Below are 21210 nucleotides of genomic sequence, written 5' to 3' on the forward strand. Positions count from 1 at the left end.
CTCCTTGGCCGAATGCCGAAACAAACGAATTGGCTCACAGGCTCTACGGACCATCAGCCTTCACTTCCCCGTCTGGTCGAGAAACACGTAGAGCGCAGCGATCCTGCCATCCTCCACGATGATGACGTCCCACCCGGTGTAATCAGGTGCTTCGCCCCGCGGACCTGATGTCCAGGCCAGTCGTCCGGCGTTGTGAAGCGCTTGGGGCTCGCCGGTCGGTGTGTAGACGAAGTGGGGATGCGTGGCCCGCAGATCGCCGGCGAACTTGTCGATCGCGTCGCGGCCGACAACGACGCCTGGCGGGACGTACAGGGTGGCGTTCTCCGTCCAGAGCTCGTCGATTGCGGCGCGGCGGCGCTTTGCGTCGCCCTCGCCGAAAACCTCCTGAAGGTTGCGGTGAAGCAGTTCGTGGATGCGATCTGCCGATTCATTGGTCCGGGTCATCGGTTGTCTCCAATTTCGATAAGTTGTGCCGGAGTCAGGCGCGCTTCAGATTTGAGCCTGGCCGCCGTCGACGAAGAGCTCGACGCCATTGACGAAGCTTGCTTCGTCGGAAGCCAGGAACAGCACGGCCTTGGCGATCTCCTCGGGCTGGCCGACGCGGCCGGCCGGAATGAGTCCCGCGAGATAGGTCTTCGTGCCTGCCGCCTGCTCACCGCCACCGAACAGATGGTTCAGCGCAGGCGTGTCGGTGACGCCGGGGCTGACCGCGTTGACGCGGATGTGTCGGTCCTTCAGGTCGAGGATCCAATTACGCGCGAAGTTGCGCACCGCCGCCTTGGTTGCCGAATAGACGCTGAAGGCCGGCGTACCGGAGATGCTGGTGGTCGACGCGTTCAGCACGATGGAGGCGCCTTCGCGGAGCAAGGGTAGCGCCTTCTGAACCGTGAAGAGGACGCCCTTCACGTTGGTGTCGAACGTGCGCTGATAGTGCTCCTCGGTGATCGCGCCGAGCGGCGCGAACTCGCCGCCGCCGGCATTGGCGAAGATCACGTCGATCTGCTGGTGCTTCTTTTGGACGGCGTCGTAGAGGCGGTCGATGTCGGCGAGATTGGCCATGTCGCCCTGCACGCCGGTCACGCGGCCACCGATCGATTTCACCGCAGCGTCGAGCGCGTCCTGGCGGCGGCCGGTGATGAACACCGAGGCGCCCTCAGCCGCAAAAGCCTTCGCGGTCGCAAGGCCGATGCCGCTCGTGCCGCCGGTCACCACCACGACCTTGTTGTTGAACCTGTTCGTCATCGTCCGTCTCCTTCGAAAGCACGTGGCGAAATCGCCGTTGCCCGTCGTAAATGCCAATGGAACGATGGTGCGAACAGACGGGAAATATGGTACTCAGCGTTCTATGAGAGGAACGATGAAGGCCGATTTGAACGACTTTGCCTATTTTGCCGAGGTGGTTGGGCACGGCGGATTCACCGCCGCCGGACGTGCCTTGCGCGAGCCCAAGTCAAAGCTCAGCCGGCGGATTGCAGGTCTTGAGGAGCGCCTGGGGCTGCGCCTCATCGAGCGATCAAGCCGACGCTTTCGCGTCACCGAGGTGGGGCAAGCCTTCTACGAGCGCTGTCGGGCGATCCTGACTGAAGCCGAGCAGGCCGAGGCGCTGGTGACGCAAGCGCAGGCCGAGCCTCACGGCCGCATTCGCTTCAGTTGCCCGACCGGCATGGTCGCGGAAATGTCTGGGCTCATCGCAAGCTTCCTGACGCGCTATCCCAAGGTGCGCCTGCAACTCGTCGCCATCGACCGGCCGGTCGACCTGATCGACGAGCGGATCGACGTGGCCTTGCGCATTCGGTCCGAACTCACGGGTGATGCAGCGCTGACGATGCGATCGCTCGGCACCTCCACGCGCATTCTTGTTGCAAGCCCCCAGCTTGCAGGCCGGCTGCGAACGCTGGATGACCTGACCGCGCTTCCTATCCTGGCGACATCAGATAACGACGCGCTGGTCGAATGGCATCTGCAGACCGACGATGGACAGGCGCGCGTTCTCAAGCTCGAACCGCGCATGGGATGCGGCGACTTTGGCGCGGTGCGTGATGCGGCGGTCGCCGGTCTCGGTGTTGGGTTGCTGCCCAATCACCTCTGTCGGGATGCGCTTGACCAGGGCAAGCTTGTCCATGTGCTCAGGGAGTGGCGCGGTCACCGCGGCATGGTGCATCTCGTGTTCACAACGCGACGCGGCCTGCCGCGGGCCGTTCGCGCGCTGATCGATCATCTCGCGGCGGGGTTTTCCAAGACGTTGGTGTAGGGCGCTCTCTTGGGCAGCGGTCTCGTAGGGTGAGCAAAGCGAAGCGTGCCCACCGTTGCTTCCGACGAAACTCAGACAGAAGTGGTGGGCACGGCGCTGTGCGCCTTTGCCCACCGAGAGAGACCGTCATCCGCGCCCGCGCTGCACCTCGCGCTCGACTGCAGTCCATGTCGTGCGGGCCACGGCCAGCAATTTTCCACCTTCATCATGCGGCGGGACGAAACCGTAAGCCTCTTTTTTTGGCACGTTTCGTGCCTCCCAAAACGGCACGTCCGTCACATTAGCCTGGCCAAGGGAGACCCCGACATGAAACGCGAAGACCTCACCGAGAAGCTGCTCGACATCAAGCGCGAGAAGGGCTGGAGCTGGAAACATATCTGCGAGAAAATCGGCGGCTACTCGGAAGTGCTGATCGTCGGCGCGATCATGGGACAGATGAAGCTGACGAAGCCGCAGGCGGCCAATGCCGGCGAGCTGTTCGGCCTGTCGAAGAGCGAGACCACGATGCTCAACGAGGTGCCGATGCGCGGCACCGGCACGCCGATGCCGCCGACCGATCCGCTGATCTACCGCTTCTACGAGATGGTGATGGTGAACGGCCCGGCCTGGAAGGCGCTGATCGAGGAAGAGTTCGGCGACGGCATCATGTCGGCGATCGACTTCGATATGGGCATCGAGCGCGTCGCCAACCCGAAGGGCGACCGCGTCAAGATCACGATGTCAGGCAAATTCCTGCCGTACAAATATTATGGCGCCAGCGGCAACGTGCCGGAGTACGGCTTCAAGGAAGAGTAAGAGAGCGCGAATGGCGAGGTGCGAATGGATAGTTCCACTCGCTATTCGCTACTCACACTTCGCTACAAGATCGCTCCCGGCGTGTACTTGGCCGCTTCAGGCTTCGCCTTTGCCAGCGCGTCGACCTGCTCGGCGAAATAGTCGACCTGAGCGCCGGCATCGCCTGAATTGGCACGTCCGTGATCGAGTACGCGCTGCAGTTCGGCTTCGCTGAGGCCGAGGCGCTGGTCGGCGGCGAGACGCTTGAGCAGGTCGTTCTGCACGATCTTGCCGGTGCGGAGGTCGCGGATGGCCGCGACCGCGTGCTCCTTGATCGCCTCATGCGCGCCTTCACGGCCGGCCCCCTTCTTCACCGCTTCCATCATCACCGTGGTGGTGAGCAGGAAGGGCAGGTAACGGTTCAGCTCGGTCGCGACGACGGCGTCGAACACTTCCATCTGGTCGAGCACGGAAAGCAACGTCTCGAGCAGGCCATCCATGGCGAGGAAGGCGTCGGGCAGCATGACGCGGCGGACGACCGAACAGGAGACGTCGCCTTCGTTCCATTGATCGCCGGCGAGGCCTGCGGCCATCGCGAGATAGCCCTTCAGCACGACATGCAGGCCGTTGATGCGCTCGCAGGAGCGGCTGTTCATCTTGTGCGGCATCGCGGAGGAGCCGACCTGGCCCTTGGCAAAACCTTCGCTGGCGAGCTCGTGGCCCGCCATCAGTCGAATGGTCTTGGCGAAATTGCCGGGACCGCTGGCGAGCTCGGTGAGGACGCTGACCGCGCGGAAGTCGAGGCTGCGCGGATAGACCTGGCCGACCGCATCGAAGCTCTTGGGCAGACCGAGGTGCTTGAGGATTTGCTGTTCGAGCGCGCGCGCCTTGCCGGCGTCGCCGTTGAACAGCGTGATCTGGTCGAGCCGGGTGCCGACCGCGCCCTTCAGGCCGCGCGCGGGATAGGTGTCGAGCACGTTGACCAGGCTCTGATGCCCAACCAGCATCTCCTCGCCGAACATGGCGATGCGCTTGCCGAGTGTCGTGACCTGCGCGGCCACATTGTGCGTGCGCGCCGTGAACGGCATGTCGCGCAATTGCTTGGCGTGCTTGGCAAAGCGAATGAGCGCGGCGATGCTCTTGGTCTCGATCAGCTGCAGCCCGCGGTAGACCTGCAGCTGCTCCACATTCTCGGTGAGGTCGCGGCTGGTCATGCCCTTGTGCAGGTGCTCATGACCGGCCAGTTCGCAGAACTCCTCGATCCGCGCCTTCACGTCGTGGCGGGTGATGCGCTCGCGCCGCATGATGGAGTCCAGGTCGACCTGGTCCTTGACGCGCTCGTAAGCCTCGATCACGCCATCGGGCACGGGAATACCGAGATCGCGCTGGCCTTTCAGCACGGCGATCCAGTAGTCGCGTTCGAGGCGAACCTTGCCTTCGCCGCTCCAGATGGAGCGCATGGCGGGCGTGGCGTAGCGTTGGGCGAGAACGTTGGAAATGTGATCTTGGGACATGCCGCCCATTTGGCATTGCCCGGGGCTGGCTGCAAGCCCGAGAGGGCGAGCGGCGGAGGCCTTCCAAGGCCATCCGCCGTCTGCTGTTAAGCTTACTTCCCGGCCTTCACCTCGGCGGCCGCGACGGCGATCAGCTCGCCCATCTTGCCGCGAATCGCCTGTTCGGTGACGGCGACGTTCTTGGCGGCGAAATCGGCCATGACCTTGCGCAGGACGTCGCCATCGCCGGCCTCCTCGAAATCGGCCGCGACGACCTCCTTGGCATAGGCGGTGGCGGCTTCGCCTGATATTCCGAGCTTTTCGGCCGCGCACAGCCCCAGCAGCCGGTTGCGGCGGGCCTCCGCCCTGAATTTCTGCTCCTCGTCGAGGGCAAATTTCTTCTCAAAGCCTTCCTCGCGCTTGTTGAACTCGCTCATGCGTCTTCCAATTCCCTGGGCTGCAGGACGTGGCGGCCCTCGTTGCGAGGGCCCGTGCGCATGCCTAGATAGGGGGCACGAATCGGCGAAACAACGAGCCGTAAAGCCGCAGGCAAGGTGGTATAAGTCAGCGTCGGATGGGCCGGATCGATTGTGCTGGGACAGCCAATCGGATAGGTTGCCTAAAGGCTTGGTTCCCGTTCTGTTTCCAAGGATTCGGATGGGGGTCCAGGCCGTTCACGGCAGCTCCGCTGTGGGTCGTAACCTGGTAACCGGAGCACACCAAATACATGGATTTCAACAAAACACGGTACATCCCAATGAGCCGTCGGCGTCGCATTTATGAAGGCAAGGCAAAGGTTCTCTATGAAGGTCCTGAGCCCGGTACCCTGATCCAGCACTTCAAGGATGACGCCACAGCGTTCAATGCGAAGAAGCATCAGGTCATCGAGGGCAAGGGTGTCCTCAACAACCGGATCTCGGAGTACCTGTTTCAGCACCTCAACGACATCGGGGTGCCGACCCATTTCATCCGCCGCCTCAACATGCGCGAGCAGTTGATTCGCGAGGTCGAGATCGTGCCGCTCGAGGTGGTCGTGCGGAACGTTGCCGCCGGATCGCTGTCGCAGCGCCTGGGCATCGAGGAGGGCACCCAGCTGCCCCGTTCGATCATCGAATTCTATTACAAGAACGACCAGCTCAACGACCCCATGGTGTCGGAAGAGCACATCACCGCCTTCGGCTGGGCCACGCCGCAGGAGATCGACGACATCATGGCGCTCGCCATCCGCGTCAACGACTTCCTCACCGGCCTTTTCCTCGGCATCGGTATCCGCCTCGTCGACTTCAAGATGGAGTGCGGCCGGCTGTTCGAGAACGAGATGATGCGCATCATCGTCGCCGACGAGATCTCGCCGGACAGCTGCCGTCTGTGGGACATCAAGTCGAACGAGAAGCTCGACAAGGATCGTTTCCGCAGGGATCTCGGCGGCCTGCTCGAGGCCTACACCGAAGTTGCAAAACGCCTCGGCATCCTGATGGAGAACGAGCGTCCGCAGGGCTCCGGCCCGGTGCTGGTGAAAAGCTAAGGGGATTTAACGTGAAGGCACGTGTTACCGTTACCCTGAAGACCGGCATCCTCGATCCGCAGGGCAAGGCCATCGAAGGCGCGCTGAAGTCGCTCGGCGTCGACGGCGTCGCCAGCGTCCGCCAGGGCAAGGTGTTCGACATCGAGCTCGCCGGCGCCGACAAGGCCAAGGCGGAAGCCGCGCTGAAGGACGCCGCCGACAAGCTGCTGGCGAATACCGTGATCGAGAACTATCGGGTCGAGATCGTCTGACGTCGGCGCGTCAGCGCTGGCGTCACAGCCACCCGACGCGGCGGAAGCGCCAGTACAATCCGAGGCAGGCGAGCGCCATCATCCCCATGACGACGAAATAGCTGTACTCCCATTGCAGCTCGGGGATGTATTTGAAGTTCATCCCGTAGATGCCTGCGACTGCGGTGGGCACGGCGAGGATCGCCAGCCACGAGGCGAGCTTCTTCGACACCGCCGTCTCCTGCGCCTGGCCAACCAGCAGGCTCGCCTCGAAGGCGAAGGCCAGCACCTCGCGCATGGAATCGATGCGCTCCTGGATGTTGCGGACGTGGTCGGTGACGTCGCGGAACAGTGTCTGCATCGCCGGGCGCACCATCGACAGCTCGTCATGCTCCAGCCGGCGGCAGACCTCGACCAGGGGGCCGATGGCATTGCGGAGGCGCAAGAGGTCGCGGCGCAACATGTAGAGCCGCTCGATCTGCGCCTTGGTGATCGCGTTCGACAGCACGTAGTCCTCGATTTCCTCGACCTCCTCGTGAATGCTCTCGAGCACGGGGGAGTAGTTGTCGACGATGAAATCGAGGATCGCATAGAGGATGTAGTCCTCGCCGCGCGCCAGCGCCCGCGGACAGCTCTCGCAGCGTTCGCGCACCGCCGTGTAGGAGGTCGAGGCGCCGTGACGGACCGTCACGAGATAGCCGTCGCCGATGAAGATGTGGGTCTCGCCGAAGGCGATGCGGCCCTCGGTCAATTGCGCCGTGCGCGCGACGATGAAGAGGGCCTCACCATATTGCTCGATCTTGGGCCGCTGATGGGCGTTGTTGGCGTCCTCGATGGCGAGCTCGTGCAGGTCGAACTGCTTCTGCACCGCGCCGAGCAGCGCCATGTCGGGCTCGTGCAGCCCGATCCAGACCACATGGCCGGGCTTGGCCCGCCAGCTCGACGCCTCGCTGATGGCGATGTTGGCGACGCGCCGGCCGTCGACATAGGCGCCGGCGGCGACGACGCCCTCGGCGGACACCGGTTCGGACTGCGATGCGGGCAGAGACGGGACATTCATGGCTTCAATCCCGGGCAAAATCGTTGGGCAGGAGTGCCGTGGCCATGGCCTGTGTACAAGGCCGCCCGGCGAGGCTAGCACTGGTAAAATTCCCGTCAAATGGCTATGTCTCTTCACGATTTGGCCCGCGGGCCAACCCGATTCCCACCCTCGTTGGAACCTGAATCATGAAAGCCGCCATCCTCGTCTTTCCCGGAATCAACCGCGAACGCGACATGGCGCGCGCGCTGAGGCTGATCTCGGGCCACGAGCCTGCGATGGTGTGGCACGCCGAGACGTCGCTGCCTGCGGGCACCGATCTCGTGGTCGTGCCCGGCGGCTTTTCTTATGGCGATTATCTGCGTTGCGGCGCAATTGCCGCGCGGGCGCCGGTGATGGACGCGGTGCGCGACTATTCCGCCAAGGGCGGCCTCGTGCTTGGCGTCTGCAACGGTTTCCAGATCCTCTGCGAATCCGGCCTGCTGCCGGGCGTGCTGATGCGCAATGCGCGGCTGAAATTCATCTGCAAGGACGTGCATCTGCGCGTCGAGCGCTCGGATACGCCGTTCACCCGCGGCTACAATGCCGGCCAGGTGATCCGCGTGCCGGTCGCGCACGGCGAGGGCAATTACGAAGCGGACGAAGAGACCATCAAGCGCATCGAGGGCGAGGGGCGCGTGCTCTATCGCTACTGCTCGGCCGACGGCGCGGTCGACGAGAGCCACAACATCAATGGTGCTGCGCATTCGATCGCCGGCCTCGTCAACGACAAGGGCAACGTGCTCGGCATGATGCCGCACCCGGAAAACCACGTCGAAGACATCATGGGCTGCACCGATGGTCGCGGTCTGTTCGCAGGCCTCACCGCGCATCTGGAAAAGGCCGCGTGATCTCCTTCGTGGTGAAGCGTGCGCTCGCCGCGTTCGTGGCGTCCTTGTTCGCGACTGCTGCGTTCGCGCAGGACTTTCCAAAACATCCGATCACCATGATCGTGCCGTTCGCGGCCGGCGGCACGTCGGACGTGATCGCGCGGACGGTGGCCGAGCAGATGGGCGTGGCGCTCGGACAGTCCATCGTGATCGAGAACGTTGCCGGCGCCGGCGGCTCGACCGCGCTGGCGCGCGCCTCCCGCGCTGAGCCGGATGGCTACACCATCGCCATCGGCAATGCCGGCACCAATGCGGCGACCTACACGATCTATCCCAAGCTGCCGTTCACGCCGGACTCGTTTGCGCCGATCGGCATGGTGGCCAAGACCTTCGGCATCATCGCGCTGCGCAAGGATTTTCCGGCGAAGGATTTGAAGGAGTTCATCGCCTACGCCAAGGCCAATCCGGGCAAGATCAATCTCGGCCATGCCGGCGTCGGCTCGTCGAACTACCTCATCTGCAAGAGTTTCGTGACGGCCGCGGGGATCGACGCCACGCTGGTCGGCTATCGCGGCGCATCGCCTGCGCTGACGGATGCGATCGGCGGCCAGATCGACGGCGTCTGCGATGCGGCGGCTTCCGTCTCGCAGTCGATCAACGAAAAGCTGGTGAGGGGGCTCGTGGTCGGCTCGACGGTGCGGCTCGCCACGCTGCCCGATCTGCCGACATCAGCTGAAGCGGGCCTGCCGGAATTCGAGGCGCAGGGCTGGAACGGCCTGTTCGCGCCGAAGGGCACGCCGCCGGGCATCATCGCCAGGCTGAATGCCGCCGCGCGCACCGCGGTGGAAACCGACGCGGTGAAGAAGCGTTTTGCTGAGCTCTCGACCGTCGCGCCCGATCCCGACGAGCACACGCCCGAGGTTCTGCAAAAACTCGTGACGCGCGACGTCGAAAAATACCGGAAGATGCTGGCGGACGACGCCAAGTAGTAGCGCCCAAGCAATAGTCGCGTTGGGCTGCGGCCTCGTGAACCTCCATCGCGTCTGACGCGACTGACTCCTCGTCGCCATCAAGGCGCATGCGTCCGACGTCGCGGATTTTTCGCGGGGAGGGGCAACTCAAAGTTGTTCCGTCGCGCCGATTGCGATATCAGGAAGCCTGCGCTGTCGTTGTGCTGTTCGGATGTCACATGCCCGTCGCTTTGGTCGTTCTGCTGCTCGATATCACGCCGATTTACCACGCCTCGCGCACCGGGCGATTGCGGCCCTGGGCTTTCATCATTCTGCTGGTGCCGATGATGGGTGCGATCGCGTATATCGCGGTCGAGCTCATTCCCGAATGGTTCTCGAGCCCCGGCGCGCGGCAGGCGCGCCAGCGCGTCGCCAACCGGCTCGATCCGGAGAAGCGCTATCGCGAATTGTCCGACCGGCTGGCCGGCACCGACACCATCGCCAATCGCGCGGCGCTTGCCGAAGAGTGTACGAAGGTCGGTCGGTTCAGTGAGGCCGAGCAGCACTATGACCAAATCCTGTCGCTGCCGATGGGCCACGACCCCATCTATGCCCTGGGGAAGGCGCGAGCGGAATTTTCCGCCAGGCGTCCGGCCGATGCGCTCGCGACGCTGGACGATCTCCAGAAGCAATGGCCGGAGTTCGACTCCGCCGACGCGCACCTGTTGTATGCCCGCGCACTCGCCGAGGTCGGTCGGCTCGACGAGGCGCTCGAGGAATATCACGCCGTCGCCGGCTATTTTCCGGGCGCCGAAGCGCGGGTGCGCTACGGCATGCTGTTGCAAATGGTCGGCCGCACCGCCGAGGCGCGCCTGGTCTTCAACGAGCTGCTGATCCAGATGCGCCGCGCACCAAAATATCTGCGCGACGCGCAGGCCGAATGGCTCTCGATCGCGGAGAAGCAGATTTCGGCGTGAAGGGGCGCTACGGCTTCCGCTTCACCCGCTTGATCGTGCCTGAGAAGGTGAACAGGCGGCGCTCGCCGGCCATCATCTCGCCCCGCAGAAAGATCAGCGAGCCGCCGGCGCGGGTGACCTCGCCGGTGCACTCGATCAGCTCGCCCTCGTGCCCCGCATCGAGGAATTCGCAGGCGAAATTGACGGTGACGCCCTTGCTGTTCAGGGCATTTCGGCCGATCGCGAACAGGCAATAGTCGGCAAACGCCATGAAGCAGCCGCCATGAACGTTCCCGGACCCGTTCAGGTGCTTCTTTTCGACCCGAAAGGCGCAACGGACGCTGCCATCGGCCTCCAGGCGGTGCCAGAAGGGACCTATATGGTTCTCAAAGCTGTCGCGGATCCAGGTCTGCCAACCCGTGAATTCCCCCTCGGTGGCGATGTGCAGGTCGGGGCGCTGGGGCGAGGCCGTTTTGGTCAATTCATGCAAGGAAATGGGCCCTTCAATTGCGGGTCTTCAGCCCTTAAATCCGATCCGTCCGTCCCGTGCAATTCCTGTTCCCGCACCCCCCGGCCGCAAAACGTGGGACAGCGGGAAAATGCGCCATAAAGGGCTTTTCGTCAGCCCCCGATATTCCTAAGAACGGCCAAACGCCCGCCGAAAGCTCCGAATCCATGAAGAACGAACCCAAGATCACCCCCGAGCTGGTTGCCGCCCACGGGCTCAAGCCCGACGAGTATGAGCGCATCCTGAAGCTGATCGGGCGGGAGCCGACCTTCACCGAGCTCGGCATCTTCTCGGCGATGTGGAACGAGCACTGCTCGTACAAATCCTCGCGCATCCATCTGAAGGGCCTGCCGACCAAGGCGCCCTGGGTAATCCAGGGCCCCGGCGAGAACGCCGGCGTGATCGACATCGGCGACGGCCAGGCCGTGGTCTTCAAGATGGAGAGCCACAACCACCCGAGCTACATCGAGCCCTATCAGGGCGCGACCACCGGCGTCGGCGGCATCTTGCGCGACGTCTTCACCATGGGCGCGCGCCCGATCGCCTGCCTGAACGCGCTGAGCTTCGGCGCGCCCGAGCACGCCAGGACCCGGCATCTCGTGTCCGGCGTCGTCGCCGGCGTTGGCGGCTACGGAAATTCCTTCGGCGTGCCGACGGTCGGCGGCCAGGTCCGCTTCCACACCCGCTATGACGGCAACATCCTCGTCAATGCTATGGCCGTGGGCCTCGCCGATGCCGACAAGATCTTCTATGCGGCGGCCTCCGGCGTGAACATGCCGATCGTCTATCTCGGCTCCAAGACGGGCCGTGACGGCATCCACGGCGCCTCGATGGCGTCGGCTGAGTTCGACGACAAGTCCGAGGAGAAGCGCCCGACCGTGCAGGTCGGCGATCCCTTCGCCGAAAAACTGCTGCTCGAGGCCTGCCTCGAGATCATGGAAGCCGATTGCGTCATCGCGATCCAGGACATGGGCGCGGCGGGCCTGACCTGCTCGGCGGTCGAGATGGGCGCCAAGGGCGACCTCGGTGTCGACCTCGATCTCGATGCGGTGCCGACCCGCGAGACCGGCATGAGCGCCTACGAGATGATGCTCTCGGAGAGCCAGGAGCGCATGCTCATGGTGCTCAAGCCCGAGAAGGAAAAGGAAGCCGAGGCGATCTTCAAGAAATGGGGCCTCGATTTCGCCGTGGTCGGCTACACCACGCCGAGCAAGCGCTTCGTGGTCAAGCATGGCGGCGACGTCATGGTCGATTTGCCGATCAAGGAGCTCGGCGACGAGGCGCCGCTCTATGACCGTCCGCATGTTCCCTCCGCCGCGCTGCCGACCGTGCATGCGCGCGAAGTGCCGGCGCCGATGGCGCTCGGTGCGGCGCTGGAGAAGCTGATCGGCACGCCCGATATGTGCAGCAAGCGCTGGGTCTGGGAGCAGTACGACCACGTCATCCTCGGCAACACCATGCAGCGTCCCGGCGGCGACGCCGCGGTCGTGCGCGTGCAGGACGGGCCGAAGGGCCTGGCGCTGACCGTCGACGTCACGCCGCGCTATTGCGAGGCCGATCCCTATCAGGGCGGCATGCAGGCGGTGGCGGAAGCCTGGCGCAACATCACCGCGGTGGGCGGCAAGCCGCTCGCGATCACCGACAATCTCAATTTCGGCAATCCGGAGCGCCCCGAGATCATGGGCCAGTTCGTCGGCTGCCTGAAGGGCATCTCGGAAGCCTGTCGCACGCTCGACTTCCCGGTCGTCTCCGGCAACGTCTCGCTCTACAACGAGACCAACGGCCGCGCGATCCTGCCGACGCCCTCGATCGGCGGCGTCGGCCTGCTCGACGATTTCACCAAGTCCGCCTCGCTCGCCTTCAAGGCCGAGGGCGAGGCGATCCTCCTGATCGGCGACACCCATGGCTGGCTCGGTCAGTCCGTTTATCTGCGCGACATCTGCGGTCGCGAGGAGGGCGCGCCGCCGCCGGTCGACCTCGCGGCCGAGAAGCGCAACGGCGACTGCGTGCGCGGCATGATTCATGCGGGCACCGCGAGCGCCGTGCACGATCTCTCCGACGGTGGCCTCCTGATCGCGCTCGCCGAAATGGCGATGGCGAGCGGCATCGGTGCAAAGCTGCTGGCGGCGCCGAGTTCGCTTGTTTCGCAGGCCTATTGGTTCGGTGAGGACCAGGCGCGCTATCTCGTCACCGTGCCGGAAACGGAAGCCGGCCGGGTGCTCGCCAAGATGCGCGGCTGCGAGGTGCCCTGCGTGCGCATCGGCACCACCGGTGGCGATGCGATCGCGATTGCGGGAGAGGCGCCGGTGTCGATCGAGAGCTTGCGGACCTCGCATGAGCGCTGGTTGCCGGATTATATGGGCGGGAAGGCGGCGTAAGCCGCCTTCACAAACTCACAGCACCCTCGTTGCCCCGGGGATTTGGCGCAAGGCGCGCGTCAGCGCCCAACTGAACGAGACTGTCAGCACGAATCCCACTGTCACCTTGACGATCGCTGGCAGGTCATAGTCGAACAGCCAGTATTGCAGCCAAAGCGCGATCGGGTAGTGCACCAAAAACATGCCGAAGGCGTCCGCCCGCATCGGATCGAGCAGCTTGGCCGAACCCGATTGTTTGAACCTCTGGAAGAAGGCCAGGATAAGAAACATGATGGCCACGCTGAAGACAGCGAAGCAGATGGCATAGAGCCCCTCATACCAGTTCGGCAGCGGCGACGGGTTTCCCAGTATTTCGCGCTTGATGAAGATCAGTACCCAGAGCAGGCAATACGGAACGATCGCCAAGACCATCCAGTCCCAACTGACCTTTGCCATCCGGCCGTCAGCCGCGAGCAGTCCACGGTCCATATTCGCGACGCCGATGCCGGCACCGAAAAAGAAGTAGCTCGCATAGAGCATCACGCGCCCGTGCTGCACCGAGAAGGGCCCGAACTCGAGCCAGCTGCTTGGCCCAAAATACATCAGCCCGGGAACATAGAACGCTGCGGTGACGGCAAGCATGACCGCGAAGAACACCGCCGGCCGGCGGCGGCCGTGCAGCGACAGGCGATTGATCGGATCGAGCAGGTTGGGTGACAGTCGATGCAGGACGCAGGCAACCACGTCGAAGGCGAACAGGACCCAGAGGAACCAGATCGGCCCGCTCGGCCACGGGCCCTTCGTGACCATATTCCACCAGTACTCCGAGAAGCCGATCTCGGGATTGTGCCGGAGCGAGATCGCGTAATAGGCGAGCGGAATGATCGTGAATGCGCAAATCACGAACGGCAGCCCAAGCCGCAGCAGGCGATCTGCCAAATAGCTCCGCGCTCCCTTGCGGGCGATGCCTGACCACGCAAACAAGCCCGACAGGAAAAAGAACATCGCCATGAAGAAGCTGTCGGTGGCGAGCACGATCATGTCGAAGCCGAAGAAGAACTTCGGGTCGGTATGACCGAAATAGGTATAGGGGATGACAGCATGGTGCAGCAGCACCACCAGCGTCAGGAAGGTGCGGGCGCGATCGAGCGACATGTTGCGCGTCTTGCTTTTTGGCGCAGCATGCGCTTCGGCGCCAATCGTCGCTGACTGTGAGATCGTGCTCATGGCCGCCCCGGTCTAGTTTCCATCCCGGCCGGACTCTGCCGCCGGGAACCCGATTCAGCAAGGGTAGTTTGTGCCGCGACAACCTTCCGTCGTGCGTTTAGGAACCAGTTCCGCGCGATGCGGTTAGCGTTTCCGAAACGGGTGAGGGCCACCGATAGCGGTGGCCGCTGTCGCGGAGCTGGCGATGACAATCTTGAAATGGGCACTGATATTCCTGCTGATTTCGATCGTGGCGGGTGTGCTCGGTTTCACCGGCATCTCCGCCGCCTCCGCCGATATCGCCCGCTTCCTGTTCTATATCTTCGTTGTGATCTTCCTGGTGCTGCTGGTGCTCGGGCTCACGATATTCCGGGCGTAGTGGGCCGCAACGCTGCGCTCAATTGCGCGTGAACGGGATGACGCGGGCCACCAGCTCCGCCAGGAATTCGTCGGGACGATCGAACGGAATGAAATGATCGCCGCCGCGAATCCAGACAAATTCCTTATGCGGGGCCGTGATCTGATTGAAGAGCTGTTCGGCCGGCCCACCCGGTGTGTTGTAGTCCGCATCGCCCTCGATGAAGATCACCGGGATCGGAAACGCGAGCCCCAGCGCGGCGACGTCGCGCTTGAACATGGGGCCTTCTCGTCCGCGCAGATATTTTGCGGAGAAGGCCATGCCTTTACGCCAGTTGTACCAGTCCAGCAGCGAAAAATCCGGCATGAAAGGGGGTGGGACGGGACCCGCCAACTGGAGGCTCTCGATGGAAGGTAGCCCCAGCGCCTTGCTCCACTTGTCCGCAACCGATCGATTTTGTGGATTGATCAGAGGGCGGGCGACGATTGGTGCCAATTCCGCTTGGGCCTCGCTGTTGCCGGCGGACTGCGCCAACGCTTGCAGATGCGCGATCGTGATCTCGAATTGCTTCTCGAACGTCACCCTGCCGACCACCTGTCCAGTGCCGACATAAGCATAAAACAGATCGGGGCGTTGCTTCACGATGTGAATTCCCAGAAACGAGCCCCAGGAATGCCCGACCAGGACTATTTTGTCCTTGTGCAGATGTGCCCGCAGGTATTCGACCAGCTCGAGGCCATCCTGAATCATTCGTTCCAGCGTCATGGTTGGCGCGAGCGCGTCTCCGGCGGCGCCATAGGTGCGGCCGGCGCCGCGCTGGTCCCACTGCACCACGGTGAAATGCTTTTCCCAGGGACGCCAGCCCGACGAAATTGCCAAGGTTGAGCCTCCGGGCCCACCGTGGACGAACAGGAGAACCGGATTATCCCGATCCTCGCCGCGGATTTGAATCCATTGCTTGATGCCGCCGATATCGACGAACGCCCCCTCCTGCACGCCGTTGGGGGAGCGGATCGCGAGAGTTTCGGCGGCAACATGCTGGCGATAGGCGCGAAAACCCAGCCCGGCAGCCGCCACGACAATCAACAGGCCGGCCAATCCCAGCAACGAGACCCCAATCAGTCGTGCGGCCCTGCGCGGCATCTCGTGCCTTGTGTCGACTGGGAGGAGGCGACCTGATGATCGCCCCGGCGTCACAGCGCCAGTGAGCTTAGCCCACTTCCTCGATCTTCACCTTGTCGGGATAGAAGGCGAGATGGCCTGATATCTCCGTCATCGCGGGGAACGGCGTCTCGTAGGTCCAGATGGCGTTGTCGAGCGTCTTGCCGTCGGCCTTGATGCTGTAATAGCTGGCGTCCCCCTTGTAGGGGCAGTGGGTGGTGCGCTCGGTGCGCTCCAGCAGCGCCATGTTGGCATCCGCCCGCGGCACATATTGCACTGCCGGGTATTTGGCCTCTTTCAGCGTCAGCGCCTTGGTGCTCTCGGCAATCACGATATCACCCGCCGTGACGCGGACGCGCCGGGGGTTTTGGGTGATGGTGATGGGGTGGTCCGGCCCGGGAAGTTTCATGATTTCACGCCTTTTCGTTCGATCTGCCGCGCGCGGCACTTTGTCGTGCCTTTATCCTGATGGGATCAGGGATATAGTGCCTGAAGGCGTGACGTAGAAGGCCGTTCACGCTAAGTTTGGCCCTGCCGGTGAGGGGACCCCGGCAAAGCGATTCGACGCCGAGGCTGTAAGCCGACATAAGGAGCAAGACCAGAATGCCCATGGACGCCCACGATATCGAGGCGATGATCAAGGCAGCGATCCCCGATGCCGAGGTGACCATCCGTGACCTCGCCGGCGATGGCGACCACTATGCCGCGACCGTGATCTCGGAATCCTTCCGCGGCAAGTCCCGCGTCCAGCAGCACCAGATCGTCTACCGGTCCCTGCAGGGCCAGATGGGCGGCGTGCTGCATGCGCTGGCGCTGCAAACCGGCGTGCCAGGCACTTGATAAGTTGCGCCTGACCTGATCACGCGACGGGGACGATGATGGCGGCCGACAATCCGCGCGGCGCGATGTTTCGCGTGATCGTGCCGAACCAGCCCAGCCGCGTCACCAATGCCGAGCTGTTCTTCGACCTCGTCTTCGTTTTCGCGGTCACCCAGATTTCGCACGCGCTGTTGCACCACTTCACGCCGCTTGGCGCGGTCGAGGTCACGCTGCTGTTCCTGGCGGTGTGGTGGGTGTGGGTCTACACCGCCTGGGTCACCAACTGGCTCAACCCCGAGCTGACGCCGGTCCGCATCCTGATCTTCCTGATGATGCTCGGCGGCCTCGTGCTGTCGACGACCATCCCGGGCGCGTTCGACGGCCGCGGCCTCTGGTTTGCGGTCGCCTACGCAACGATGCAGGTCGGACGGACCGCGTTCTGGCTGTTTGCGACCCCGCGCCATCGCACCGCCGTGCGGCACAATGCGATCCGCATCCTGGTCTGGCTTTGCGGCTCCGCGATCTTCTGGATCCTCGGCGGTCTGGCCCATGGCGAGGAGAGGCTGTGGTTCTGGATCGCGGCGCTGACCATCGAATACGTCTCGCCCGCGGTGCGCTTTTGGGTGCCGAAGCTGGGCTTCTCGTCGGTGGAGGCCTGGGCGGTCGAGGGCAACCACATGGCCGAGCGCTGCGCCGGCTTCATCATCATCGCGCTCGGTGAAGCCGTCGTCGTCAACGGCGCGACCTTCGCAGAATTAGACTGGACCGCGGACAACATCCTGGCCTTCGTCTCGTGCCTTGTCGGCAGCATCGCGATGTGGTGGGTCTATTTCCACAAGGGTGCCGAGGCTGGCTCCGAGTGGATTTCGAAGAGCGCCGAATCCGGCCGGCTGGCGCGGCTCGCCTACACCTATCTGCATATGCCGATCGTCGCCGGCATCATCCTGACCGCGGTCTCGGACGAGCTGGTGCTGAAGCACCCGACCGGCCATTCCGATGTCCGCACCATCGTCAGCACGATCGGCGGGCCGCTGGTGTTTCTGGTCGGCACCGTCCTGTTCAAGCACGCGATTCGCGGCTTCCTCCAGCTCTCCCACGGCATCGGCATCATCCTGCTGCTGGCGCTGTGGTGGTTCGCCGCCGATCTCTCGCCTTTATGGCTGTCGGTCGCGACGAGCGTGATCATGATCGTCGTCGCGGTGTGGGAGTCGGTGTCGCTGGGATCGAAGCCGGAAGAGGCTGAGGAACGCTGAAGCGCCGGAGTGATTACTCCGCCGCCTCCAGCGCGTGCACCGAGAACATCTTTGCCGCGTCCGTCCAGCTTTCGCGCACGCGCCAGCCGGCGCCTTGCGCCAGCGCGGCAAAGCGCTCGAGGCTGTATTTGTAGCTGTTCTCGGTGTGGATGCTCTCGCCCGGCTTGAACGAGAAGCTGGTGCCGAGCAGGCGCACAGTCTGGCTCTTCCGGCTGATCAGGTGCATCTCGATCCGATGGCGCGCGTGATTGTAGATCGCGCCATGGGTGAAGGCGGAGAGGTCGAAATTGCCGCCGAGCTCGCGGTTGATCCGCACGAGAACATTGAGGTTGAAGCGCGCGGTGACGCCGGCCGCGTCGTTATAGGCGGCGTGGAGCAGGCGCTCCTCTTTCTCCAGATCGGCGCCGATGATCATCTGCGCGCCCCGGCCCAGAATAGCTCGCGCGCTTTTCAGGAAGGCCTGCGCCTCATGCGGCTCGAAATTGCCGATGGTCGAGCCCGGGAAGAAGCCGACCTTGGGCATGGACGCAACCGCCTTCGGCAGCTCGAACGGCGTGGTGAAGTCGGCGGCCACCGGATAGATGCCAAGCGCGGGGAAATCGCGCTTCAGCCCGTTGGCCTGTGCCTTCAGGAAATCGCCGGAGATATCGACGGGCACATAGGCCGCGAACTTGCAGTGATTGAGCAGCAGGCGAACCTTCGTCGTCGCGCCGGCACCGAACTCGACCAACGCCGCATGCTCTGGAATGATCTTTGCGATCTCGCTGCCGCGCTCCTTCAGGATCGCAAGCTCGGTGCGCGTCGGATAATATTCCGGCAGGCGCGTGATCGCCTCGAACAGCTCCGATCCGGTCGCGTCATAGAAATATTTCGGCGACAGTTTTTTCGGCTGCTGCGAGAGGTCCTCGATGGCCTCGCGGGCGAAGGCGGTCGTCTGCTCGTCGGGGAGATGGGCTTCGGCCAAAGCGCTGGCGTGCACATTCATGATACTCTCCTGAACGCGCTGTCCGGCGCGCATTAGTCGTCGGATGAAACTTCAGACGTAGTCGGCGAGCCGCAACCCGGTGAATTGCCAGCGGTGGTGCGGATAGAAGAAGTTGCGGTATGTGACACGGCTGTGACCGTCCGGCGTCGCGAGCGAGGAGCCGCGCAGCACCAGCTGGTTGACCATGAACTTGCCGTTGTACTCGCCGAGCGCGCCCTCGATGGCGCGGTAGCCGGGGTAGGGTGAATACGATGAACGCGTCCACTGCCAGACGATGCCGAAGGCGTCGTTGAGTTGACCGGCGCGCGCGGCGACCTCCCATTCCATCTCGGTCGGCAGGTGTTTTCCGGCCCAGCGCGCGAATGCATCGGCCTCGTAATAGCTGATGTGGCAGACGGGCGCGTCGGGATCGACCGGCTTGAGGCCGGCGAGCGTCATCACCTGCCATCCGCCATCGACCTCGCGCCAATGGCCCGGAGCTTGCCAGTCTTCCTTGCTGGCCGCGGCAAAGCCGTCCATCAACCACAGCGTTGCGGTCCGGTAGCCGCCGTCGCGCATGAAGGCGAGCCATTCGCCATTGGTGACGAGATTGCGGGCGACCCTCACGGGGCCGACGAGCGCGCGATGCGCAGGCTTCTCGTTGTCGAAATGAAAGCTGTCCTCGACATGGCCGACGGTGTGGATGCCCTCGTTGAGCGTCAGCCAGTCATCGCCGGTGCGCGTCGCGGACGTGAAGCGCCAGTCGGAATCGTAGGCCGGATAGATCGGATTCTGCGCGAAGGCGTGCAGGATGTCGGTGAACATCAATTCCTGATGCTGCTGCTCGTGGTTCAGCCCGACCTCGACCAGTGGCGCCAGAGCGCGGAGCTTGCCTTCGTCAGCCTCACGGAAGAATTTGACCACCGCCGCATCGACATGGCTGCGATAGGCGCCGACCTCGCTGGCGCTGGGCCGGGTGATGTCGCCCCGATGATTGCGGGCATGGCGGGGCCCGGCGCTGACGTAATAGGAATTGAACAGGAAGGCGAAGTCAGGATGGAAGGGCCGGTAGCCGGGGGCGTGCTCGCCGAGCAAGAACTGCTCCCAGAACCAGGTGGTATGCGCCCGGTGCCATTTGGCCGGGCTCGCGTCCGGCATGGACTGGATCTGCTGGTCCTCGGGCGAGAGCGGTGCGGCCCGGCGCTCGGTCTCGTTGCGGACGCCGATAAAGGCGGCCTCGAGCCGTTGGGCGAGGCTGCCCTGGTCGGAAGAGGGTGACGAAAGCGGCGGACTGGCCGTTGCTGAGGCTTGTTTCGTCACGTTTTTCTCCAGACAGGACAAGAGAACGTTGTTGGCGATACCCGGTTCCAAAACCAAGGTTCGTCCTAGATAGGGGCTCCGTTACGGTATGAAAGTCCTCCCCGGTGATGATATTCGTGCCATCATGCAATGGGGCCGGGGCCTCCCGGACCGCCCGCCCGGGGCCTGTTCGCCGCCATTTTACTTTGGATGCACAACGGTTTGGGCTACATATATAGGCAGGTATCGGGTTAGATCGGCTGAGCCGGCCCGGAATGATAGGTGAGGGCTCTGCCCCAGAAGGACACGGATATGAACATCGCGGAATTCATCGCCAACGAAGTGAAGTCGAACGACGTGGTTCTGTTCATGAAGGGTACGCCGCAATTTCCGCAGTGCGGATTCTCAGGCCAAGTCGTGCAGATACTCGACCACATCGGCGTCGGCTATAAGGGCCTCAACGTCCTCGAATCCGCCGAGCTCCGCAACGGCATCAAGGAATTCTCGAACTGGCCGACCATCCCCCAGCTCTATGTGAAGGGCGAGTTCATCGGCGGCTGCGATATCGTCCGCGAGATGTTCCAGGCTGGCGAATTGCAGCAGCTCCTCTCCGAGAAGGGCGTCGCGGTCGCGGCCTGATCCGTGACGGTGCTGACGCGCCGGATCGGCGGCGTGCAGCTCGACATCATCGTTGCTGACATCGCGACCCTCGGCGTTGACGCCATCGTCAACGCCGCCAATACGTCGCTCCTTGGCGGGGGCGGCGTGGATGGCGCGATCCATCGCGCCGCCGGGCCCGAGCTCGTCGCCGAGTGCCGCATGCTCCATGGCTGCAAGACCGGCGATGCCAAGATCACCAAAGGCTATCGGCTCAGGGCCGCGCATGTGATCCATACCGTCGGACCGGTCTGGAACGGCGGCACAATCGGCGAGGACGACCGGCTCGCTTCCTGCTATCGCCGCGCGATGGAGCTGTGCGGACAGCACAAGCTGACCTCGGTGGCGTTTCCAGCGATTTCGACCGGCATCTATCGTTTTCCAGCCGATCGGGCGGCCGAGATCGCCGTCCGCACGACGGTCGAGATGTTGCCGGCCGCGCCATCCGTTGATCGCGTCGTTTTCTGCTGCTTCTCCGAGCCAAGCGCCGAACTCCATGCCGAGGCGCTCGCGCGACACAGCGGCCCTTGTGCCTGATGGC

The 21210-nt window shown here is 63.7% G+C and carries 24 protein-coding genes; 13 read left to right on the forward strand and 11 right to left on the reverse strand.

Going from position 1 to position 21210, the window contains the following annotated elements:
* Positions 1–60: 60 nt before the first annotated feature.
* Complete coding sequence (locus tag FXB40_RS15405) at positions 61–444, reverse strand: nuclear transport factor 2 family protein (protein WP_148773041.1); 384 nt, start codon at positions 442–444, stop codon at positions 61–63.
* Between the two features lie 45 nt (positions 445–489).
* Positions 490–1242, reverse strand: coding sequence for an SDR family NAD(P)-dependent oxidoreductase (locus FXB40_RS15410; RefSeq protein ID WP_148773042.1), 753 nt, complete (start codon positions 1240–1242; stop codon positions 490–492).
* A gap of 115 nt (positions 1243–1357) precedes the next feature.
* Here FXB40_RS15410 and FXB40_RS15415 point away from each other — a divergent pair, with 115 nt between their 5' ends.
* Both FXB40_RS15415 and cynS read left to right on the forward strand, forming a co-directional pair.
* Entirely contained in the window at positions 1358–2251 is an 894-nt protein-coding gene (locus tag FXB40_RS15415) for a LysR substrate-binding domain-containing protein (RefSeq protein WP_148773179.1), read from the forward strand.
* A 306-nt stretch (positions 2252–2557) separates the two neighbouring features.
* Positions 2558–3046 carry a cyanase gene (cynS, locus tag FXB40_RS15420; RefSeq protein WP_148773043.1) on the forward strand — a complete coding sequence of 163 codons (489 nt, stop codon included), beginning with the start codon at positions 2558–2560 and terminating at the stop codon, positions 3044–3046.
* Between the two features lie 62 nt (positions 3047–3108).
* Here the strand turns inward: cynS and purB are convergent, their stop codons facing one another.
* Positions 3109–4539 (reverse strand): adenylosuccinate lyase, encoded by a 1431-nt coding sequence (gene purB / locus FXB40_RS15425; RefSeq protein WP_148773044.1) that lies wholly within the window; start codon positions 4537–4539, stop codon positions 3109–3111.
* A 92-nt stretch (positions 4540–4631) separates the two neighbouring features.
* The gene (locus FXB40_RS15430; RefSeq protein WP_148773045.1) at positions 4632–4955 is read right to left on the reverse strand and encodes a DUF1476 domain-containing protein; all 324 of its coding nucleotides are present in this window, start codon (positions 4953–4955) and stop codon (positions 4632–4634) included.
* Between the two features lie 320 nt (positions 4956–5275).
* On the opposite strand from FXB40_RS15430, the gene purC reads away from it, so the two are divergent.
* Together purC and purS are read left to right on the forward strand one after the other, a co-directional pair.
* Positions 5276–6043, forward strand: a complete 768-nt coding sequence (gene purC, locus FXB40_RS15435; protein WP_173015815.1) for a phosphoribosylaminoimidazolesuccinocarboxamide synthase — start codon at positions 5276–5278, stop codon at positions 6041–6043.
* 11 nt (positions 6044–6054) lie between these two features.
* On the forward strand, positions 6055–6294 hold the full coding sequence (gene purS / locus FXB40_RS15440) for a phosphoribosylformylglycinamidine synthase subunit PurS (protein WP_148773046.1): 240 nt from the start codon (positions 6055–6057) through the stop codon (positions 6292–6294).
* Positions 6295–6316: 22 nt separating this feature from the next.
* Here purS and corA read toward each other — a convergent pair whose 3' ends face one another.
* On the reverse strand, positions 6317–7333 hold the full coding sequence (gene corA, locus FXB40_RS15445; protein ID WP_148773047.1) for a magnesium/cobalt transporter CorA: 1017 nt from the start codon (positions 7331–7333) through the stop codon (positions 6317–6319).
* A gap of 167 nt (positions 7334–7500) precedes the next feature.
* Here corA and purQ point away from each other — a divergent pair, with 167 nt between their 5' ends.
* The 3 genes from purQ (at position 7501) to FXB40_RS15460 (ending at position 10108) form a co-directional block, all read left to right on the forward strand.
* A complete protein-coding gene (gene purQ, locus FXB40_RS15450; protein ID WP_148773048.1) occupies positions 7501–8202 on the forward strand; it encodes a phosphoribosylformylglycinamidine synthase subunit PurQ in 702 nt (233 codons plus the stop codon).
* The gene (locus tag FXB40_RS15455; RefSeq protein WP_148773049.1) at positions 8199–9170 is read left to right on the forward strand and encodes a tripartite tricarboxylate transporter substrate binding protein BugD; all 972 of its coding nucleotides are present in this window, start codon (positions 8199–8201) and stop codon (positions 9168–9170) included. The genes purQ and FXB40_RS15455 overlap by 4 nt, the downstream gene beginning before the upstream one ends.
* Before the next feature lie 200 nt (positions 9171–9370).
* Positions 9371–10108, forward strand: a complete 738-nt coding sequence (locus FXB40_RS15460) for a tetratricopeptide repeat protein (RefSeq protein ID WP_148773050.1) — start codon at positions 9371–9373, stop codon at positions 10106–10108.
* Between the two features lie 7 nt (positions 10109–10115).
* Here the strand turns inward: FXB40_RS15460 and FXB40_RS15465 are convergent, their stop codons facing one another.
* Complete coding sequence (locus FXB40_RS15465) at positions 10116–10577, reverse strand: PaaI family thioesterase (RefSeq protein ID WP_187436903.1); 462 nt, start codon at positions 10575–10577, stop codon at positions 10116–10118.
* A 185-nt stretch (positions 10578–10762) separates the two neighbouring features.
* On the opposite strand from FXB40_RS15465, the gene purL reads away from it, so the two are divergent.
* Positions 10763–12973, forward strand: a complete 2211-nt coding sequence (gene purL / locus FXB40_RS15470; RefSeq protein ID WP_148773051.1) for a phosphoribosylformylglycinamidine synthase subunit PurL — start codon at positions 10763–10765, stop codon at positions 12971–12973.
* A gap of 15 nt (positions 12974–12988) precedes the next feature.
* On the opposite strand, the gene FXB40_RS15475 is transcribed toward purL, so the two are convergent.
* Positions 12989–14179 (reverse strand): acyltransferase family protein, encoded by a 1191-nt coding sequence (locus FXB40_RS15475; protein WP_148773052.1) that lies wholly within the window; start codon positions 14177–14179, stop codon positions 12989–12991.
* Positions 14180–14363: 184 nt separating this feature from the next.
* Here FXB40_RS15475 and FXB40_RS15480 point away from each other — a divergent pair, with 184 nt between their 5' ends.
* Complete coding sequence (locus FXB40_RS15480; protein ID WP_148773053.1) at positions 14364–14537, forward strand: DUF1328 domain-containing protein; 174 nt, start codon at positions 14364–14366, stop codon at positions 14535–14537.
* Between the two features lie 18 nt (positions 14538–14555).
* Here FXB40_RS15480 and FXB40_RS15485 read toward each other — a convergent pair whose 3' ends face one another.
* Both FXB40_RS15485 and FXB40_RS15490 read right to left on the reverse strand, forming a co-directional pair.
* The gene (locus FXB40_RS15485) at positions 14556–15623 is read right to left on the reverse strand and encodes an alpha/beta fold hydrolase (RefSeq protein ID WP_246207632.1); all 1068 of its coding nucleotides are present in this window, start codon (positions 15621–15623) and stop codon (positions 14556–14558) included.
* A 103-nt stretch (positions 15624–15726) separates the two neighbouring features.
* Entirely contained in the window at positions 15727–16086 is a 360-nt protein-coding gene (locus FXB40_RS15490; protein WP_148773054.1) for a DUF427 domain-containing protein, read from the reverse strand.
* A 194-nt stretch (positions 16087–16280) separates the two neighbouring features.
* Between FXB40_RS15490 and FXB40_RS15495 the strand changes: the two genes are divergently transcribed.
* Together FXB40_RS15495 and FXB40_RS15500 are read left to right on the forward strand one after the other, a co-directional pair.
* Positions 16281–16517 (forward strand): BolA family protein, encoded by a 237-nt coding sequence (locus FXB40_RS15495; protein WP_015685068.1) that lies wholly within the window; start codon positions 16281–16283, stop codon positions 16515–16517.
* A 38-nt stretch (positions 16518–16555) separates the two neighbouring features.
* Positions 16556–17749 carry a low temperature requirement protein A gene (locus tag FXB40_RS15500; protein ID WP_187436916.1) on the forward strand — a complete coding sequence of 398 codons (1194 nt, stop codon included), beginning with the start codon at positions 16556–16558 and terminating at the stop codon, positions 17747–17749.
* A gap of 13 nt (positions 17750–17762) precedes the next feature.
* Here the strand turns inward: FXB40_RS15500 and egtD are convergent, their stop codons facing one another.
* Together egtD and egtB are read right to left on the reverse strand one after the other, a co-directional pair.
* The gene (egtD, locus tag FXB40_RS15505; protein WP_187436904.1) at positions 17763–18734 is read right to left on the reverse strand and encodes an L-histidine N(alpha)-methyltransferase; all 972 of its coding nucleotides are present in this window, start codon (positions 18732–18734) and stop codon (positions 17763–17765) included.
* Between the two features lie 51 nt (positions 18735–18785).
* Positions 18786–20084, reverse strand: coding sequence for an ergothioneine biosynthesis protein EgtB (gene egtB, locus FXB40_RS15510; RefSeq protein WP_187436917.1), 1299 nt, complete (start codon positions 20082–20084; stop codon positions 18786–18788).
* A gap of 240 nt (positions 20085–20324) precedes the next feature.
* Here egtB and grxD point away from each other — a divergent pair, with 240 nt between their 5' ends.
* A complete protein-coding gene (grxD, locus tag FXB40_RS15515; protein ID WP_148773058.1) occupies positions 20325–20651 on the forward strand; it encodes a Grx4 family monothiol glutaredoxin in 327 nt (108 codons plus the stop codon).
* A gap of 3 nt (positions 20652–20654) precedes the next feature.
* Positions 20655–21206, forward strand: coding sequence for an O-acetyl-ADP-ribose deacetylase (locus FXB40_RS15520; protein ID WP_148773059.1), 552 nt, complete (start codon positions 20655–20657; stop codon positions 21204–21206).
* The last annotated feature ends 4 nt before the right edge of the window (positions 21207–21210 follow it).

The sequence above is a fragment of the Bradyrhizobium rifense genome (assembly GCF_008123425.1).
Lineage (GTDB): Bacteria > Pseudomonadota > Alphaproteobacteria > Rhizobiales > Xanthobacteraceae > Bradyrhizobium > Bradyrhizobium rifense.

Excerpts from the sequence above, each read along its gene's own strand:
- FXB40_RS15405 (WP_148773041.1), bottom strand. The coding sequence starts at position 444 with ATGACCCGGACCAATGAATCGGCAGATCGCATCCACGAACTGCTTCAC.
- FXB40_RS15410 (WP_148773042.1), bottom strand. The coding sequence starts at position 1,242 with ATGACGAACAGGTTCAACAACAAGGTCGTGGTGGTGACCGGCGGCACG.
- FXB40_RS15415 (WP_148773179.1), top strand. The coding sequence starts at position 1,358 with ATGAAGGCCGATTTGAACGACTTTGCCTATTTTGCCGAGGTGGTTGGG.
- cynS (WP_148773043.1), top strand. The coding sequence starts at position 2,558 with ATGAAACGCGAAGACCTCACCGAGAAGCTGCTCGACATCAAGCGCGAG.
- purB (WP_148773044.1), bottom strand. The coding sequence starts at position 4,539 with ATGTCCCAAGATCACATTTCCAACGTTCTCGCCCAACGCTACGCCACG.
- FXB40_RS15430 (WP_148773045.1), bottom strand. The coding sequence starts at position 4,955 with ATGAGCGAGTTCAACAAGCGCGAGGAAGGCTTTGAGAAGAAATTTGCC.
- purC (WP_173015815.1), top strand. The coding sequence starts at position 5,276 with ATGAGCCGTCGGCGTCGCATTTATGAAGGCAAGGCAAAGGTTCTCTAT.
- corA (WP_148773047.1), bottom strand. The coding sequence starts at position 7,333 with ATGAATGTCCCGTCTCTGCCCGCATCGCAGTCCGAACCGGTGTCCGCC.
- purQ (WP_148773048.1), top strand. The coding sequence starts at position 7,501 with ATGAAAGCCGCCATCCTCGTCTTTCCCGGAATCAACCGCGAACGCGAC.
- FXB40_RS15460 (WP_148773050.1), top strand. The coding sequence starts at position 9,371 with ATGCCCGTCGCTTTGGTCGTTCTGCTGCTCGATATCACGCCGATTTAC.
- purL (WP_148773051.1), top strand. The coding sequence starts at position 10,763 with ATGAAGAACGAACCCAAGATCACCCCCGAGCTGGTTGCCGCCCACGGG.
- FXB40_RS15475 (WP_148773052.1), bottom strand. The coding sequence starts at position 14,179 with ATGAGCACGATCTCACAGTCAGCGACGATTGGCGCCGAAGCGCATGCT.
- FXB40_RS15480 (WP_148773053.1), top strand. The coding sequence starts at position 14,364 with ATGACAATCTTGAAATGGGCACTGATATTCCTGCTGATTTCGATCGTG.
- FXB40_RS15490 (WP_148773054.1), bottom strand. The coding sequence starts at position 16,086 with ATGAAACTTCCCGGGCCGGACCACCCCATCACCATCACCCAAAACCCC.
- FXB40_RS15495 (WP_015685068.1), top strand. The coding sequence starts at position 16,281 with ATGCCCATGGACGCCCACGATATCGAGGCGATGATCAAGGCAGCGATC.
- FXB40_RS15500 (WP_187436916.1), top strand. The coding sequence starts at position 16,556 with ATGGCGGCCGACAATCCGCGCGGCGCGATGTTTCGCGTGATCGTGCCG.
- egtD (WP_187436904.1), bottom strand. The coding sequence starts at position 18,734 with ATGAATGTGCACGCCAGCGCTTTGGCCGAAGCCCATCTCCCCGACGAG.
- grxD (WP_148773058.1), top strand. The coding sequence starts at position 20,325 with ATGAACATCGCGGAATTCATCGCCAACGAAGTGAAGTCGAACGACGTG.